Source organism: Acinetobacter sp. (assembly GCF_045628685.1).
Classification (GTDB): Bacteria; Pseudomonadota; Gammaproteobacteria; order Pseudomonadales; family Moraxellaceae; genus Acinetobacter.
The window spans coordinates 33,602-51,052 of sequence record NZ_JAZQPV010000042.1; the positions used below are offsets into that span (position 1 = coordinate 33,602).

General features: G+C 40.9%; 13 protein-coding genes. 5 read left to right on the plus strand and 8 right to left on the minus strand.

Translation table 11 applies throughout. From position 1 onward, the window contains the following. Positions 1 to 4: 4 nt before the first annotated feature. The 7 genes from ACKI4H_RS05905 to ACKI4H_RS05935 form a co-directional block, all read right to left on the minus strand. Positions 5 to 739 carry a Bax inhibitor-1/YccA family protein gene (locus tag ACKI4H_RS05905; protein WP_407304430.1) on the minus strand — a complete coding sequence of 245 codons (735 nt, stop codon included), beginning with the start codon at positions 737 to 739 and terminating at the stop codon, positions 5 to 7. A 176-nt stretch (positions 740 to 915) separates the two neighbouring features. After that, positions 916 to 1,737, minus strand: coding sequence for a TatD family hydrolase (locus ACKI4H_RS05910; protein WP_407304431.1), 822 nt, complete (start codon positions 1,735 to 1,737; stop codon positions 916 to 918). Beyond that, complete coding sequence (locus ACKI4H_RS05915; protein ID WP_407304460.1) at positions 1,737 to 2,714, minus strand: RsiV family protein; 978 nt, start codon at positions 2,712 to 2,714, stop codon at positions 1,737 to 1,739. The genes ACKI4H_RS05910 and ACKI4H_RS05915 overlap by 1 nt, the downstream gene beginning before the upstream one ends. Before the next feature lie 66 nt (positions 2,715 to 2,780). Next, positions 2,781 to 3,605: a hypothetical protein gene (locus ACKI4H_RS05920; protein WP_407304433.1), complete on the minus strand. Its 825-nt coding sequence runs from the start codon at positions 3,603 to 3,605 to the stop codon at positions 2,781 to 2,783. 108 nt (positions 3,606 to 3,713) lie between these two features. After that, the gene (locus ACKI4H_RS05925; RefSeq protein WP_407304434.1) at positions 3,714 to 5,306 is read right to left on the minus strand and encodes a peptide chain release factor 3; all 1,593 of its coding nucleotides are present in this window, start codon (positions 5,304 to 5,306) and stop codon (positions 3,714 to 3,716) included. Between the two features lie 124 nt (positions 5,307 to 5,430). Continuing rightward, entirely contained in the window at positions 5,431 to 7,500 is a 2,070-nt protein-coding gene (locus tag ACKI4H_RS05930; RefSeq protein WP_407304436.1) for an EAL domain-containing protein, read from the minus strand. 479 nt (positions 7,501 to 7,979) lie between these two features. After that, positions 7,980 to 10,178 carry a carboxy terminal-processing peptidase gene (locus ACKI4H_RS05935; protein WP_407304438.1) on the minus strand — a complete coding sequence of 733 codons (2,199 nt, stop codon included), beginning with the start codon at positions 10,176 to 10,178 and terminating at the stop codon, positions 7,980 to 7,982. Between the two features lie 200 nt (positions 10,179 to 10,378). On the opposite strand from ACKI4H_RS05935, the gene nagZ reads away from it, so the two are divergent. Further along, entirely contained in the window at positions 10,379 to 11,401 is a 1,023-nt protein-coding gene (gene nagZ / locus ACKI4H_RS05940; RefSeq protein ID WP_407304439.1) for a beta-N-acetylhexosaminidase, read from the plus strand. Between the two features lie 181 nt (positions 11,402 to 11,582). After that, positions 11,583 to 12,440: a class I SAM-dependent methyltransferase gene (locus tag ACKI4H_RS05945; RefSeq protein WP_407304440.1), complete on the plus strand. Its 858-nt coding sequence runs from the start codon at positions 11,583 to 11,585 to the stop codon at positions 12,438 to 12,440. Positions 12,441 to 12,474: 34 nt separating this feature from the next. Here the strand turns inward: ACKI4H_RS05945 and ACKI4H_RS05950 are convergent, their stop codons facing one another. Beyond that, the gene (locus ACKI4H_RS05950) at positions 12,475 to 13,806 is read right to left on the minus strand and encodes an alpha/beta fold hydrolase (protein ID WP_407304441.1); all 1,332 of its coding nucleotides are present in this window, start codon (positions 13,804 to 13,806) and stop codon (positions 12,475 to 12,477) included. Between the two features lie 303 nt (positions 13,807 to 14,109). Between ACKI4H_RS05950 and ACKI4H_RS05955 the strand changes: the two genes are divergently transcribed. From ACKI4H_RS05955 to ACKI4H_RS05965, 3 genes are all read left to right on the plus strand, one after another. Further along, positions 14,110 to 15,378, plus strand: a complete 1,269-nt coding sequence (locus tag ACKI4H_RS05955; protein ID WP_407304443.1) for a glutamate-5-semialdehyde dehydrogenase — start codon at positions 14,110 to 14,112, stop codon at positions 15,376 to 15,378. A gap of 118 nt (positions 15,379 to 15,496) precedes the next feature. Beyond that, positions 15,497 to 15,898 (plus strand): hypothetical protein, encoded by a 402-nt coding sequence (locus ACKI4H_RS05960; RefSeq protein WP_407304444.1) that lies wholly within the window; start codon positions 15,497 to 15,499, stop codon positions 15,896 to 15,898. Positions 15,899 to 16,223: 325 nt separating this feature from the next. After that, positions 16,224 to 17,441 carry an acetate/propionate family kinase gene (locus ACKI4H_RS05965; RefSeq protein ID WP_407304445.1) on the plus strand — a complete coding sequence of 406 codons (1,218 nt, stop codon included), beginning with the start codon at positions 16,224 to 16,226 and terminating at the stop codon, positions 17,439 to 17,441. The last annotated feature ends 10 nt before the right edge of the window (positions 17,442 to 17,451 follow it).

Genomic DNA, 17,451 nt, shown 5'->3' on the forward strand with positions numbered 1-17,451 from the left:
AGGATCAATCATTACTCTGTAATAAACCAAGCAAACGCAGGAAGGAATAATACATCCAGACCAAAGTTGCTAATAAGGCAATACCACACAGCCACTCCATCGCTTTCGGTGCGTACTGCGCAGCTGATGATTCAATCAGGTCAAAGTCTAGAATCAGATTTAAAGAAGCAATCACGGCGACAAATGCAGCAAATCCGATCCCCAGCCAGTTGCTTTCAAAAATATAAGGAATGCTTGAGCCAAAAGCCAGACGCATGACAATTTGCACCACAAAGACAATTGCGATCGCAATGGATGCAGACAACACTACCGCTTTAAATTTTTCTGTGGCACGAATAATCTGAAAGCGATATAAGGCAAACATCACCAATGTCGTAACAAAAGTAGCCAGTAAAGCTTGTAATGGTACGCCGGGGAATTTCATCTGGAAGATCACTGAAATCCCTCCTAAAAAGGCACCTTCAAACAAGGCATAAGGAATCGCCAATACCGGTGCCGTGTTCGGCTTAAATGTCGCGATGAGTGCCAGAATCAATCCGCCAATCGCACCGATCATTGCCCCGGCATAGGCCAGTGATAAATTTAGGGTCATGAAGCTATAAAAAAACAGAGACAAACCCACCGCAGCAGCAATCACTGTCAGTAATACAGATTTTTGAATCGCGCCTTGTACCGTCATGGTCTGGTTAAAATCACTTTGGGTTTCCACCCGGGTCAAAATGGGGTTATTACTTTGCATAATTCACTCATTCTTTTTCATTTGGATTTTTAAAATAGTATAGACAGGTTTTAACAATAGAAAATGGATCTTTGCAATATTCCATAAAAACCGCCGAAACAAGCAAAATATATTCATAGCAAATGATGAAATCAAATACCAATATTTATAGATAAAAGGTTATTTCATAACATCTTTTAAGAATCAAGATGTAAAGCCTGAAGTGAATTTTGCCATAATTTTGTGGCAAGAATATCGGGTGTAAGATCAAGAAATTGTGCCACGCCCATTAAAACATGCGGTAAATTGACCGGGGTATTTCGGGTACGTTGCTCGGTAGAACTTTGACAACATAGGGGCGTCATATCCGGACAGTCGGTTTCCAAGACCAAATGTTCAGCCCCAATTTCTTGGATTACGGCATGTAATTTTTTTGCATTCGGGTTGGTGATTTGCCCAGTGATACCAATTTTGAAACCCAGTTTGATAAAAGCCTTGGCTTCTTGTAGGCCGCCACTAAACGCATGCGCAATACCGCCCAGTTTAAACTGATGCTGTTTCAAGATAGACAAGGTTTCAGCATGCGATTTACGGATATGTAATAACACGGGCTTATCAAATTGTTGCGCCAATTCAAGTTGTGCAGAAAAAAAATCTTGTTGCTTTTGAAAAGCACCAGCTTGCTTGTGCTGTTTTAAAAAAGTATCCAGACCAATTTCACCAATGGCTACACACAATTCAGCTTTTAAAAGTCCCTCTAAATCGGCAAGATGGGATGCTTGGTGCTGTTCAATATAAAAAGGATGCAGACCTGGTGCCAAATAGCTTTTAGGCGCATCTTGTAATTGATTTAAAAAATGCTGAGTCTGAATTAAAGTTTGAAAGCGAGACTGTACAAAACCAATTAAAATCAACCGTTCAACCCCCCCTGCTTTTGCTGCATGCGCCAGTTGTTCCCGATCATGATCAAAATCGGCAACATCAAAATGGGTGTGGGTATCAAACAATGGATAAGGCATTAAGATTGAACTTTATTTTCCATAGCTGCACTTGCTGGTGCTTCAACTGGAGGTAAATACTGTTTCTTGAGCACAGTTTGTAATTGATCATAAGGAATGGTCAAACGCGGCAATCCCACCACATAGGGGCCAATTTCATATTCACCATACTGCAAAATCAAACCTTGGGTGGATAAATAAAAATTATCCGATAAGGTAAATTTCCATGCCTGTTCATATTCTTCAATGTTATTCGCCAACTTGGATTCAATCACCCAGTTTTTAAATATCTCATGCGCTTTCTTTTCCAAAGCCGCTTTTTGATTTGGCCCTAGAATATCATTCAGCACAACCTGCTTTTTCTTTTCCAGATCAAAATTATAGTAGCGCTGTGATGATGAACCATGTGCCCCACCCAAATAACTACTCGAATTTAAAACCACAGTCGCTAAAGGCAAGTCAGCATTTAAGATCTTTGGTTTAATCATTAAACTGATTTGATGATTGGCACTTAAAGCCTTCAGCTCTTTATCCAAAGCTAAAAAATTCGCCAAATAAGGGACAACCTGTTGTTCCATTTTCTGCTTTGGTGTTTCAACCGCGAGTGATGCGGATTGTTCAGCAGCTTGAACCTGAGCTTTAGAATCTTTTGAACTTACTGCTACTGTTGCCTGCTGATTTTCTTTCTGCAACTTTGGAGAAATCTCTAAAATCTGATCCAGCTGCTTTAAAATTTGCTGGTCAATAATGTCATCAATAAAAGCCTGATTACTGAAAAGACGTTCAATCGAAATTTCAGGACAATTGTTGCCATCACATTCCGGCAAATCTAAAGTTAACTTTTCAACGTCCCCTACCAATTTTAATCCTTCAGCTTGAACCGCTTCAAATGCTGCTGCTTGATCCTGTTTAGGCTCAGTAGGTTTAGGCTGGCAGGCACTCAATGCAATTGCTGCTGCAAGCATACTCATGGTAAAGATTGTTTTATTTTTTAGCATCATCTGACCTATCATTTTAATCGGGTAAACTGATTTCTGTTAGAAATCTGTATTTACTACGGATTACTAGAACATATGCTGATACACATCAGCTTTCAATATCTGTTGCGTTTGTTCGTTGCTTAAATAAATATCCAGTTGTTTGCCATCCTGAACAATTTCATGGGTACGATAATGCAAACCTATCCCTTCTTGATCAAAGAACCAGTCAGCCTGCCCCCAATACAGTTTTTTAGGTGCTTTCTGTTTCACTTCTGTGGTTTGATCTTTTAGCCATTTTTGATAGGCCTGCTGCACAAGGTTATTCATCGTGTTTTGCTGCTTGGGCTCAATCACTTCCAATAAAGCCACTGGTTTATGTTTTTTACGGTCGGCCACAAAGAAGTAATAACGTTCCTTAACCTTAATACCTTCTTGATTGGTATCCACACCTAATTGCATCAGCACATATTGATTACGCTGATAGGCAATTCGAGTATACATCGAGAGTTCATAGGCTTTATTTTTGGAAAATTCTGCTTGCCATGCATCCGATTTTTTTACGTATGCATTGATGGCTTGTTGCAGGCTCATATTTTGTTTCATGCCGACCTGATCCTGGATCACCACCGCTTGGCTTTTTGCAATCCAGTCATTTAACCAGGCATCTTCGGTATGTACGGTTTGAATACTCAGATCAATACAATTTTTGGTTTCACAAAAGGGTAAAGCAATTTTTGCCTCTTGTTCTTGAATATTTAAATACGGTAAAACTTCTGCTTTCTCAGTTTTCAACACTGCAGATTCAGACTTTTCATGTGATTGATCTGGTTGTTGTTTTTTTGAAGCATCGCAAGCACTGAGTATCAGACCGATGGCGATCACTGATGCGCCCACTATTTTCCCATTCATGCTTACAACTCTTTTTCTAAAGTGACTAATCTGTATATATGTATCTATATTAATGATTCTACATAATAAAACAGCTTCATAAAGAAGCTGTTTTATTTTTCGTTATGTTTAGTGTTCGCGTGTAGCACGGAATTGAATATCTGGATAACGCTCTTGCATAAGTTGCAAGTTCACACGACTTGGCGCCAGATAAGTCAAGTGACCACCACCATCAATCGACAATTGGTCATGCGCTTTTTTCTTAAATTCGTTGAATTTCTTTTCATCCGCACATGTCACCCAACGTACGGTATTAATGTTTACCGGCTCGTAAACACAGTCAACCTTGTATTCTTCTTTCAAGCGATACGCGACCACTTCAAACTGAAGTACACCGACTGCACCCACAATCAAATCATTACTGATTTGCGGCATAAATACCTGAGTCGCCCCCTCTTCAGAAAGTTCTTTCAAACCTTTTTGCAATTGCTTGGATTTTAGCGGATCTTTTAAACGTACACGACGGAACATTTCTGGTGCAAAGTGTGGAATACCAGTGAAGTGAATATCCTCACCCGATGTAAAAGCATCTCCAATCTGAATGGTCCCGTGGTTATGCAAGCCAATAATGTCGCCCGGCCAAGCTTCTTCGAGCTGTTCACGCTCCCCAGCCAAGAAGGTTAATGCATCACTAATCCGCACATCTTTACCCAGACGGACATGATTCATTTTTAAACCTTTTTCATACTTACCTGAGCAGATTCGCATAAAGGCAATACGGTCACGATGTTTCGGATCCATATTGGCCTGAATTTTAAATACGAAGCCGGTGAAACCTTCTTCAGTCGCTTCTACAATACGTTCTTTGGTTGGATGCGCCTTCGGTTCAGGTGCCCATTTAATGAAAGCATCCAAAACATGATCCACTGCAAAGTTGCCTAAAGCGGTACCAAACAAGACTGGGGTTTGCTTACCTTGCAAGAATAGCTCACGATCAATCGGATCATTGGCCATTTGCACCAATTCTAAAGATTCTTCAAAGGCAGCAAAAGCAAGATCACCGACTTTTTCACGCAAGTCTGGATAATCGTAACCATCACGGATTTCAATATCGGTAATGGTCGAACCAAACCCGGCTTTGTAAACGTAAAATTTTTCTTCTAAAAGATTATAAACACCGGCAAAATCACGCCCTGTACCCATTGGCCAAGTCAATGGTACACAACGGATTTTCAACACGTTTTCAATCTCGTCAAGCAATTCTAATGGCTCGCGAATTTCACGGTCCATTTTGTTGACGAAAGAAATGATTGGCGTGTCGCGCATACGACACACTTCCATCAATTTAATGGTACGTTCTTCGACACCTTTTGCACCGTCAATCACCATCAGTGCAGAGTCAACTGCAGTTAAGGTACGGTAAGTATCTTCCGAGAAGTCTTCATGCCCCGGGGTGTCAAGCAAGTTAATGACATGCTTTTTATAAGGAAACTGCATAACCGAGGTCGTGATGGAAATACCACGTTCTTTTTCCATTTCCATCCAGTCAGACGTTGCAGCACGGTCTGACTTACGGCTTTTGACCATCCCGGCAACCTGAATCGCTTTACCCCACAACAACAGTTTTTCTGTCATGGTGGTTTTACCAGCATCGGGGTGGGAAATAATCGCGAACGTCCGTCGCTGCGCGACCTGTGCCGCTAATTCGTCTTTAAAACTCATGAAAGATACCTACTGCAGAATGGCAGTGTAAAAGATCAGAACTGATCAATATAAAAATTTGGCGATATTGTAGCAGATCATCAAACTTTTGAAATGAACTAAACTTGTTCAAAATTGACCAATCTTAAATAGGTAGCGCGTATTTGCTCTTTTCCAATCGATCCACATTCACCGGCATTCCCAACAGGTAACCTTGCAATTGCTGGCAACCTAAACGGGTTAAGATATCTGCCTGCGATGGTGTTTCTACCCCTTCCGCTGTGACCACCAAGCCCAATTTTATCGCTAACTGGATAATACTTTCTAGAATCATTTCATCTTTTGAACCAACGGACAGATCACGAATAAATTCTCGGTCTATTTTCAATTCATCTACAGGCAGGTTCTTTAAATATAAGAAACTCGAATGTCCCGTACCAAAATCATCAATGGCCAGTTTAATGCCCATCTGACGCAGGCGCTCAAAACTTCGGATACTGGCATCGATATGATGCATCGCAGTAGATTCAGTAATTTCAATGGCTAAATGATTGGGATTAATTGGATACTTTTCAAATAAGCGCTCAAGCGTTGAAAACAGATGTTTATGTTCAAATTGCACCGCTGATAAATTGACCGCGAGCGGAAAATAATTTGTATCATTTCGTTCCCAAATTTGAATTTGTTTACAGGCTTGCTCGAGTGCCCAATAACCCATTTGAATAATCAGTCCGGTTTTTTCCGCACCCTCGATAAACATATTCGGAGGCAACAACCCCAAGCTCGGATGATTCCAGCGGATTAGCGCTTCTACACCACAAATTTCATGGCTTTTGGTACTAAATTTGGGTTGGTAAAATAGCGTAAACTGTTTTTCTTCAACGGCTTTATATAAATCATTGATCAGTTTGGTTTGGCTTTTAGCTTCTTGTTGACCCACACTATAACTAAATACCGAATAGGTATTTCTACCTTGATATTTAGACATCCGCATTGCAGCATCAGCATTGATCAACAAATCTTGTAAATTATTGCCATGGTCGGGATACATCGCAATTCCGATACTGCTCGAAATATTAATTTCTTTGCCGGCAATTAAAAAACTGTCTTGGATCAACCTCAATACTTGCTCTGACTTTTCGACGGCTTGTTCAATGCTTGCACTTTCGAGTACCATCAAAAATTCATCACTACCAATACGCAACAATTTTTCATTTTCTGCGAGTATATGCTGAATGCGTGCAGCGAGTTGAACCAACAATTGGTCACCGACATGATGTCCAAATACATCATTCACTGCCTTAAAGCGATCTAAATTAATATAAAGAAATGCAATTTTTTCATCTCGATAACGATGCGCAGTAAAGAGCAAATGTGAATATTCAGCCAGAAATAAACGGTTGGGCAATCGGGTTAAGTTATCCTGAACTGCTTGGTTGGCAAGTTCACGATTGGCTTCAGCAAGCTGTTTATTGCGCGCTTCCAAGCGCTGTTCCAAGACCGCTACGGTAAATGCACCCACCAGAATTAAACTGCTTACAAAAATAATGCTAAATAAAATTAACCCTTGTCCATTTCTATAATTTGAAACCAGTTGATCCGCATCAATCGAGTAAAAAGCGGCAGAAGCCATTCCCATATAATGCATGCTAACAATCGTCAGTGCCATTATGAAAGCAATGAAAGATTTAATATGCAGTCTTTTATGCACTGCATTTTTATATTTGAAAGTCAGCCAAAATGATAAGCCTGAACCACTTATGCTGATCAAGACTGAAAAGATGACTAATAATGGATCATAATAAATTTCATGTTGATCCATGACTAAACCCATCATTCCAGTATAGTGCATCCCCGCGATACCCAATCCCATCAGTACCGCACCTAAAACAAGGCGTAAAAATGGCAAGGTTGCTCGGGTAGTAAGCCACACCGCAAAGGTAGAAGTGATAAATGCGATCACATAAGATAGAAAAGTCAGGCTGTAGTCAAAAGAGTATTCAGCAGGCAAATAACAGGCAAGCATGCCCACAAAATGCATGCACCAAATTGCAGCACCCAGCATACAGCCACTTATAACAAGAAGCGTCTTTTCATATTGTTGACGTAAACCACAGAATAATGATTGTTCAATCGACACTGCAAAATAACAGGCCAAAACAGCAACAATAACTGAACATACCACGAGGCTATAATCATAATGCATATGAGCCATATCAAGCTTCCGTATAGGTTATCTTTCTTCTTTTAATCCACGTTATTAATACCATTTACCTTTTCACAAAACTTCCACCCTTACAGAATACTTATAAAAACAATCAATTAAAACAAGCATCTAATACTATTCTATTTTGGTCAAGTGCTATTTACGCCATTCATTTTTATTATGAATTTATTTATTTTAATTATAGAAAAATAGATCAACCTTTTGACTATTATCCTTACACCGTTCATCTTTTCTGCTATTCAAGTCGTTTTTTATTTACCGATTAAACTGAGCATTGATCAAAAAAACTTTTCGTCAGCTTTAATCAAAAAACAACCGGATGGATTTTATACATGGTGTTTATCGCTTGATTTGAAAAACAGTGATTCGATTCAAAACCAGCGATATAAGGATAAATAAAAAAACCAGTCAGACGAACTGACTGGTTTTTTCGGAATATTGAAAAAATTAAGATGTAATGAGTAAGCCTAGTTTGCTGCTGTTTTACCAGATTGCAATTTTGCATAATCTAATAAAATATTGGCTGACTCTATGACAAACACTTCTTCTTCAGGTAAAGCAGGTCTTTGTGTAGCCTTCATTCTTGAACGTGATTCAATCAACGCATCCATAGAGGCCTGGTAGCTTTCCCAGTTAGGATACGGCTTTTGACCGGTTACAGCACGACGCTGATTCTCTGACTCTAAGGTTTTTTGTTCCAGTGCCTGCAACTCTGCTTTACGCTGATCAATATCAAGAACTACACGTTTTTGCTCTTCTGTTTTTTTGGCAATTGCTTTGCGTTGTTCTAAATATTTAAATTGTGGATCAGCCAATACGCGCTGTTGCGACATTTGAGCCAGATTTTGTACATAGGGTTGTACCGAACCTTCACGCTTAAATGGTGCCGTTGGAATGGTGTCCCATTTCAAGGCATTCTTGGCTTTACGCTCACCAAATTCTTCGTTGTAGATATCTACCAGTTTAATATCAGGCACTACGCCTTTGTTTTGGGTACTTCCACCTGTAATGCGATAGAACTTACGTTGCGTCAAGGTCGCTTGACCATGTGCCAAAGTATCCAGTTGAACTTGCGCTGTACCCTTACCGGTAGTTGTACTGCCAATCACGATACCGCGTTCATAATCCTGGATTGCTGCAGAATAAATTTCACTGGCAGATGCCGATGCTAAGTTAACCATGACGGCAAGTGGACCTGCATAAGTTTGTGCTCCACCATCATCATCTTCAAATACACTGACCTTACCATTGCCGTCACGAATTTGTACCACGGGACCTGACTTGATCACTTGGCCCAGCATGCGCGCAACTTCTTCAAGTGAACCGCCTGGATTATTACGTAAATCAATAATAATCCCGGTCACATTTTTAGCAGCCAAAGCTTTTAAAGCGTTGTTGGTGTCTTCAGAAACCGAGCGATAATCTGTGCCTGCACGGCGCGCACGATAGTTCAAATAGAATGACGGGATTTCAATTACACCAAAAGTATAGTTTTTACCATCACGTTTAATATCAACCGTACGTGAACGCACACCGGCATCCTCTTCCTGAATCACATCACGAACCAGACTTACGGTACGCGCCTGACCCATCGATGCACCAGGACCCAGTAAACGCAAGCTGACTTTGGTTCCGCGCTTACCCCGGATTAAGCCCACCACTTCATTACTTGCCCAACCGATCACATCAACCATTTTGTCGCCGTCTTGCGCAACACCAATAATGCGATCGCCTGCTTTAATCTGACCTGATTTGCTGGCCGGGCCCCCTTCAACAATGGTTTCAATCTTGGTGTAATCTTCATTACCGCGTTCAGGACGAATTGATACCCCAATCCCCTCTAACTGCAAGGTGGTTTGACGGTTCAACTCCATCGCATCTACAGGCGGGAAGTAATTACTGTGCGGATCATAAGTCAACATCATCGCATTTAAAGTTTTGTCCAATACATCATCACTTTTAATTCGGCTAATGCGTTCAAGCTGGCGGGTATAACGCTTGGTCAAGGTTTGTACAGGGGTTAAATCTTCAGGACTGGCTAAATCCTGACCATTGGCTAAAGCTGGATCATCTTTTAACGCTTTTTGCTTCGCAGCCTCTTCCTCTTTACTGATGTTTAAATTGATGAGCTGTGACACTAGCATTTTTTGCCAATGGGCTCGTTGTTCTGCAGCAGTTTTGAAATAAGGTGCTTTTTCACGATCGGTATCAATATACACATTCGGTTGTTTCAAGTTTTGCGGTTTCTTCAACTCAGCCAGCATGAACTCATAAAACTGTTTTAAACGTTCACGATATTGAGCATGAATTAAATATGGACCCGATAAATCCCCGGCTTTAAGTGCAGCACCAAAATTGGCACCATAATTTTTCTTATATTGTTCAACTTCAGGGGCCAAAAATAATGAATGATCAGCATCTAAGCTATCTAAATAAAAATCAAGAATTCGATTAGAGGTCGCTGCATCTAAACGTTGATTTAAATAATGCTGACGGTCAACCAACGTCGCCAATTGGCGAGATACAAGGGCTTGTTCTTGCGTAGGTTGGATAGCTTGAGAAACTGCAACTGTATCATTAGCTGCAATAGCCTCGTTCACTACATGGGAAAAGAAAAATCCACCAGTCGCAATTGCAACTGCACAAGCTAATGTTTGAAGTTTCATAAATAATTCATAATTCCTTGGTCTTTGACCAATATTGCAACGTCGTTTTTCAACCTGAATGCAGTATATTCAAAATTTTAAACAACTTAATATGTGTATGACGTGTAGTTTTATCATATTCTGCACTGTCAAAATGTAGCAAATCATTGCAGAATTCGGGTATTGTTTTTTCTTTATAAAATTCCAACACGGACACCGATATGATTGGCGCATTGATGCTAGACATCGCTGGCACAGAACTTACTCAAGAAGATATTGAACTATTACGAACACCGCAAGTAGGTGGCATGATTTTATTTTCACGAAATATAAAATCACCCCAACAAGTTCGTGCTTTAACCGATCATATGCGTCATATCAGACCAGATATTTTAATTGCGGTTGATCAAGAAGGTGGTCGCGTACAGCGTTTAAGACAGGGTTTCACCCTACTTCCTGCCATGGGACGTCTGGGTGAACTCTACCTCACTGAGCATGAAAAAGCAGTTGATTTGGCTGAGCAATGCGGTTGGTTGATGGCAACTGAAGTGCTTGCTGTCGGTATCGATTTTAGTTTTGCACCGGTATTGGACTTAAATGATGTCAGCGATGTAATTGGCGATCGTGGCTTTGCCAAAAATATTCAGGATATTGTCCCGCTTGCCAGCGCCTTTTTAAAAGGAATGAAACGTGCAGGTATGGCCAATACAGGCAAGCATTTCCCAGGTCATGGTTCAGTTAAAGCGGATTCGCATGTTGCAGCACCAGTAGATTCACGTTCTTATGAGGAAATCTACAATAAGGATATGCAAACCTTTATTCAGCTCATGCCGCAGCTGGATGCACTCATGCCGGCGCATGTGATTTATGATCAGATTGATCCTAACCCTGCCGGCTTCTCACCCTACTGGATTCAAAACATTTTACGCCAAACGTTGAACTTTGATGGCATACTTTTTTCAGATGACTTAACCATGCAAGCAGCCTGTTTGGCAGGTGGCGCAGATGCCCGTATTCAGGCTGCGCTTAAAGCCGGTTGTGACATGGGTTTGGTATGTAACGACCGCTCTGCAGCATGTACAGCTTTAGAGGGGATTCGTGACTTAGCTTTACCAAATCAGGAACGCCTGGAACGTATGCGTGGGAAAATTCCTGAACTTACGGTTGGCGAAGCACTAGACTTGGGTAGTGAATGGAAAAAAGTTCGAGATACTATCGAAAACTTTAAAAATTCATTTAATTAATGCAACAAAAGGAACACGACAAGGTGTTCCTTTTTCTTTATGATAATCAAAAATAAAGCCATAGACTTGTTATATATATTTGCTGATGTTAACTTTTAACAGATACGAATCAACCATACCAGAGATCTATCAAACAGCACTTATACATTTAAAACTACAAAAACATACAGGTCAGGATGACATGACACAACCGCTTTCAGAACATCGACACATTTCATTTACTGCACATTACACCGGCTATATTTGGTACACCATGGGAATTTCCCACCCGGTCTTTGCGACATCCAAAGGCAAAATGCTCGCCAAACTGGTTCACCCTTTAGAAAGTTGGGCTGAAAAATTTGTCGGTGGCAGTATGCGTACCACGCTAAAACAGCGTCACCGCATGATTGATCAGCATCTCACTCAACTGATCGAGCAACACCCAGATTTACAGGTCCTTGAAATCGCCAGTGGCTTATCACCACGCGGCTGGAACTTTCGACAAAAATATCCCAGCATTGATTATCGTGAACTTGATTTACCCGGTATGGCAAAAGTCAAAACTGAAGCCTTGAAACAAATCGATGTGAATAGCCCTGAAGTTTTATCGGTTGATTTATTCACTGCAGATTTTGAACAGGCTTTTCACGTATTTGACCCCACTCGCCCATTGTTGGTGATTAGTGAAGGTTTGATTAACTACTTCAACAAAGACATGCTATTGCAATTGCTGCAAGCGATTATACATTACGGTCAGGACTTTAAAGAACTGCAGTACCTGACCGATATTTATCCGGAACCAGTCAGAAATAAACTGGCCAATTTTATTTGGGCTAGCAGTAAATTATTGAAATGGATGTCGCGCAGCGCGTTTAGTTTCCATTTTATTCATCCTCAGCAAGCGCAAGACTTTTTCCAGCAAGCGGGTTTTAAAAATATCACTATTGTTCAACCTCAACAGTATTTTCAAGACCAGACGATGAATGAATTAGCTAGTGATGAACATCTGGGTGATTTGGTCTGGATGATTCATGCAAGTATAAAAAAACAGCGTTAAATACGCTGTTTTTTTATACTCAGTAGAAAGTCGATTAACTGACTGATTCCAGTACCAGCATCGCTTCTTTTTGTCGTTGTACATAACGCAATAAACGTTCTGCCACTTCAAAACTGCCATGTTTAAATAAGGCGCGAATTTGTGTTGCACCTACCTCAAAAATCAAACATTCAATCTTGAATTGACCTTCTTCATCTTCCAGATGCAAAGCTAAATCACGTGGATATTGCTCCGCTTTTGCAATTAAGCCTTCCGCAAACTCAAGTAGAACCCCAAAGAAGTTTAGATCAATAATATGAGTGGGCAGTTGCAATGCTGAATGACGATGAGTCAATATCGTCATTGGATTTTGTACTGTAATACGCTCTTCACCGCGACGTTCTAAGGTCAGTAACTGCGCACGTGTCATCGGGATAATCCCTTCTACAGTGTGAATCGGCTGAGCCTGTAAGAAAGTTGCAAACAAACTCATGGTTTCTTTACGACGCTGCAATTGCGGTACGTGATCTGCATTGGCAATCAAGGCAAATTCCATGTCAGGACATTGCAAGGCAAAATTTGCATTTTCATGGGGCAAGGTGAAACTGTCATATTGCCCACATGCGACCAGTACTTTGCATTGTGGAATAGGCACATCCATTAAACGCAGTAAGCGGCTACAGTTGATTTCATAGCGATCTTGCTCTGTTGCAGTAAATTCAGCCATCTGTTTAAAGAATAAACGTTTTGCAGTCGGTGACATGCGGGTTTTATCCATTTTGGCATGATTGACCAAATACAAAATCACCGCCTGACCAAACTCGTCCATACGTTGTTCTTTCATTAAATGCAAAGACTCTTCCAACAACATGCGCCAGCTTTTACGGGTTTTTTGCATCACGCCCATTAAAATCATGCGGTCAATCAATTCAGGACGTTGATGTGCTAAGCCTGAAGCCACCACTGAACCGAGAGACATGCCCATCACCGAAACCTTGGACAAATTTTCTATATCCAGCCATTCACCGAGCATACGTGCCAAGTCCGGCAATTCCAGAGTTCCGGCGGAAACCCCTGTATCACGATTGGCAATTTGTTGATTGGCACCCATAGAAGGCAAATCAATGAGAATAATCGGACCTGCACTGAGCAATTGTTCAACACAATATTTATAAGAATTGAAGTTTTGAAATGCCCCGCCAACAATGACGATTGGAGTGTTGTGAATCGTTTCAGGTTGAGTAATTGCCATATACTCAATTTTCCAACCATTGATCCACGTTGTACGTGCAGGCTCTTTAAAACTGTTTCTATGGTAAAGATCAAAAAAGCCAAAACTCGTGTTCGATTCTTGTACTTCCGAGTCCATTTGGATCATGGAATTCATATCCCTTCCTCCACTCTTGCCTTATTGTTATTTTGCAAGAAAATAAATATAGAATTTCTGCACTGCACTGCGTCCATTCATTTGCTTTAATTATCAGACATCAATGTCATTATTTTTTATAATATACAGAGGATCATTTGACACGCAACTTATTCCACGACCACTCATCTAAATTTACAAACAAAAGAATTTCAAAATATGAATGGCTTGAAAAGTTTCAAAGATTTTTTCTATATGGATGCTTCATTGTCTTGTTCCAGACTGTTACTATCGAATGTGTAATTTTTAAGTGATCAAACCGCTATGCAAGATTCAATTGAACAATATATGCAAACGGTAGGACAACAAGCACGCCAAGCTTCTCGCGTGTTAGCAAGCGCTTCTACTGAAACAAAAAACAATGCTTTATCTGCTATTTACACTGCTTTACAAGGCAGTGAAGCTGCAATTTTAGCTGCGAACCAAATAGATATGACTCTAGGTCGTAACAATAATTTGGACAGTGCATTACTTGATCGCTTAGAACTTACGCCCACACGCTTTAAAGCTATGCTGCATGGCCTAAAAGATGTTATGAATCTGGTTGACCCCATTGGTGAAATCACTGATTTAGCTTACCGTCCTTCGGGAATTCAGCTCGGTAAAATGCGCGTGCCTTTAGGCGTGGTTGGCATGATTTACGAATCACGTCCGAATGTGACCCTTGAGGCAGCATCACTTGCGCTCAAGTCTGGAAATGCCATTATTTTGCGTGGTGGTTCTGAAGCATTGCAATCCAATCAAGCCATTGCTGAGGCCATTCAGCATGGTTTAAAAACATCGGGCTTACCTCAAACTTCAGTACAAGTGATCAATACTGCGGATCGTGCTGCGGTCGGCCATCTGATTACCATGTCTGAATATGTGGATGTGATTGTTCCACGTGGGGGCAAAGGGCTGATTGAACGTGTGAGTAATGAAGCGCGTATTCCGGTGATTAAACATCTGGATGGAAATTGTCATGTCTTTGTTGAAGCACAGGCAGATTTGCAAAAGGCGTTACCGATTGCGCTGAATGCCAAGACTCATCGTTATGGTGTATGTAATGCCATGGAAACCTTGCTGGTCGATGAGAAAGTTGCTGAAGACTTTCTGCCTAATATTGCAGAATTGTATGCAGAAAAACAGGTTGAACTGCGTGGCTGTCGTGAAACACGGCGCATTCTAGGTTCTTCAAGCGTTAAACCTGCCAGCGAAGAAGACTGGTACACCGAATATTTAGGTCCAATTCTGGCAATTAAAGTGGTCAGCGGGATTGATGAAGCGATTGATCATATCAACAAATATGGATCACATCATACCGATGCCATCATTACTGAAAACTATAGTCTTGCCCGCCAGTTCCTGGCGCGTGTAGATTCAAGCTCAGTCATGATTAATGCCTCTACCCGTTTTGCTGATGGCTTTGAATATGGTTTAGGTGCAGAAATCGGCATTTCTACCGACAAAATTCATGCCCGTGGTCCTGTGGGTCTTGAAGGTCTGACTTCGCAAAAATGGGTGGTATTTGGTGACGGCCAAATTCGCCAATAATTCCTGAAATTAATAAATACATTTCGTGTTCAGCTTCAAAACGAGGCTGAACACACTGACTGCATGCCCCAAGCTAAATTTCATAACATGATAAAATAACCATAAAAGGGAAAAATTGATGTTTTATTATTTAATGATCAGCACATTTGTATTGGCATTAGTGGTTTCCTTTGCCGTAATGAAAATTTTTTCCAATTCTATTAATCAGATTCTGGCTCGAATCATTAACGATCCGATTCATGAAGCCTGGGCAAAATATACCAAGTTTGCAGGCATGGTCGTCGGCACATCTTCCGGCATTCGTATTTACGATATGGAAAAATACATAACTCCACTCACCTATACCGACAATGACAAGAAAATTGTTATTGAACTGACCCAGGAACGTTGGGTACTCGAGATTTATCGAACCATTATTGAAACGCTACAGGGCTTGGCCTGGATGATGCTGGTATTTTTTATGGTGGCATTGATTGCTTATGTGATCGTGCGTTGGTCAGAAATAAAATATCAAAAGTAAGCATTAAAATAACGTTTATAGCCTGCTCAAAATTTACCACCCATGTTATTTTTAAAATTCATACAAAAAAATACTTTAGGATTCAGTACTATTTAATTATCAGTACTATTTAATAAATGAAAACTATCAGCTGATAAATTTTAATTATTATTATCGTATTGGTCGATAGTGCTTAAGTCTAATCACCTAAAGTCTAGCTTGTGGCTATAAAAACTCACATGGTACAACTATTAAACAGATCGGATGATGCCTAGCAAAATGAATATCAACGATCAGGGGTAATACAACAATTCAAGTACGATAATTTTCAGTTAAGGAATACGTCATGCCTAAGTCAGTACTGGTCATCAATTGCGGATCTTCATCCATTAAATTTGCATTATTGCTTGAAGATCAAGAATTCCGCATCCATGGTTTGGCTGAGAATTTGGGTACACCTGAAGCGCGGATCAAAGGTGTGACTGTAGGCAACGAACCTGTTGATATTCGTATTCCGAATGCGGATCATAAAGAAGCGTTAGAAGTGGGTTTAGAACGTCTGGCCAACTATAAACCTGACGCCATCGGTCATCGTATCGTGCATGGGGGCACGCTCACCAAAGCAGAATTATTGACTGATGACATTATTGAAAAAATTCGTCAGGCAACACCACTTGCACCGCTACACAACCCTGCACATTTAGTCGGCATTGAAGCTACCCAACGTCTTTTCCCTGATTTACCACAAGTGGCAGTATTTGATACGGCATTCCACCAAACCATGCCGGAACATGCTTTCCGTTACGCCTTACCAAAATTCTTATATACCGAACACAATGTTCGCCGTTACGGTTTCCATGGTACAAGTCATGCTTATGTATCTGAACGTGGTTCAGAACTGGCAGGCAGCTTCAAACAAGGGGGCTGGTTAACGGCTCACCTCGGTAACGGCAGCTCGACTTGTGCGATTTGGAATGGCCAAAGTGTTGATACCTCTATGGGCTTAACCCCACTTGAAGGTATCGTGATGGGAACCCGTAGTGGGGATGTTGACCCAAGTATTCATAGCTTTCTAGCAAGCAATTTGGGCTGGGACATTTATAAAATCGATAAAATGCTGAATAATCAAAGTGGTTTATTGGGTTTATCTAATCTGTCCAATGATATGCGCACCCTCATTGAAGCCTCTGAACAGGGCAATGAAGATGCCGCGATTGCCATTGAAGTATTCTGTTACCGCCTGGCTAAATCACTTGCCGCTTTAAGCTGTGGCTTGCCGCGTATTGATGGCCTGTTCTTTACCGGTGGTATCGGTGAAAACTCGGCTTATATCCGTGAAAAAACTTTGACCTACCTCCCGCACTTCGGCTTCAACTTAAGCAAAGAACAAAATAACAGCTTGAAACGCGGCACAGAAGGTCGTATCGATGCAGGTAAAGGTCCGCAAATATGGGTGGTTCCTACCGATGAAGAAGGTCGCATCGCGCAAGAAACCGAACACGTTGTGAATGAGGTCTGTCAAGCGGCTGCAAAAAAGTTTGAAGCAGATGTGGCGATGGCTTAAGCCATCGCAA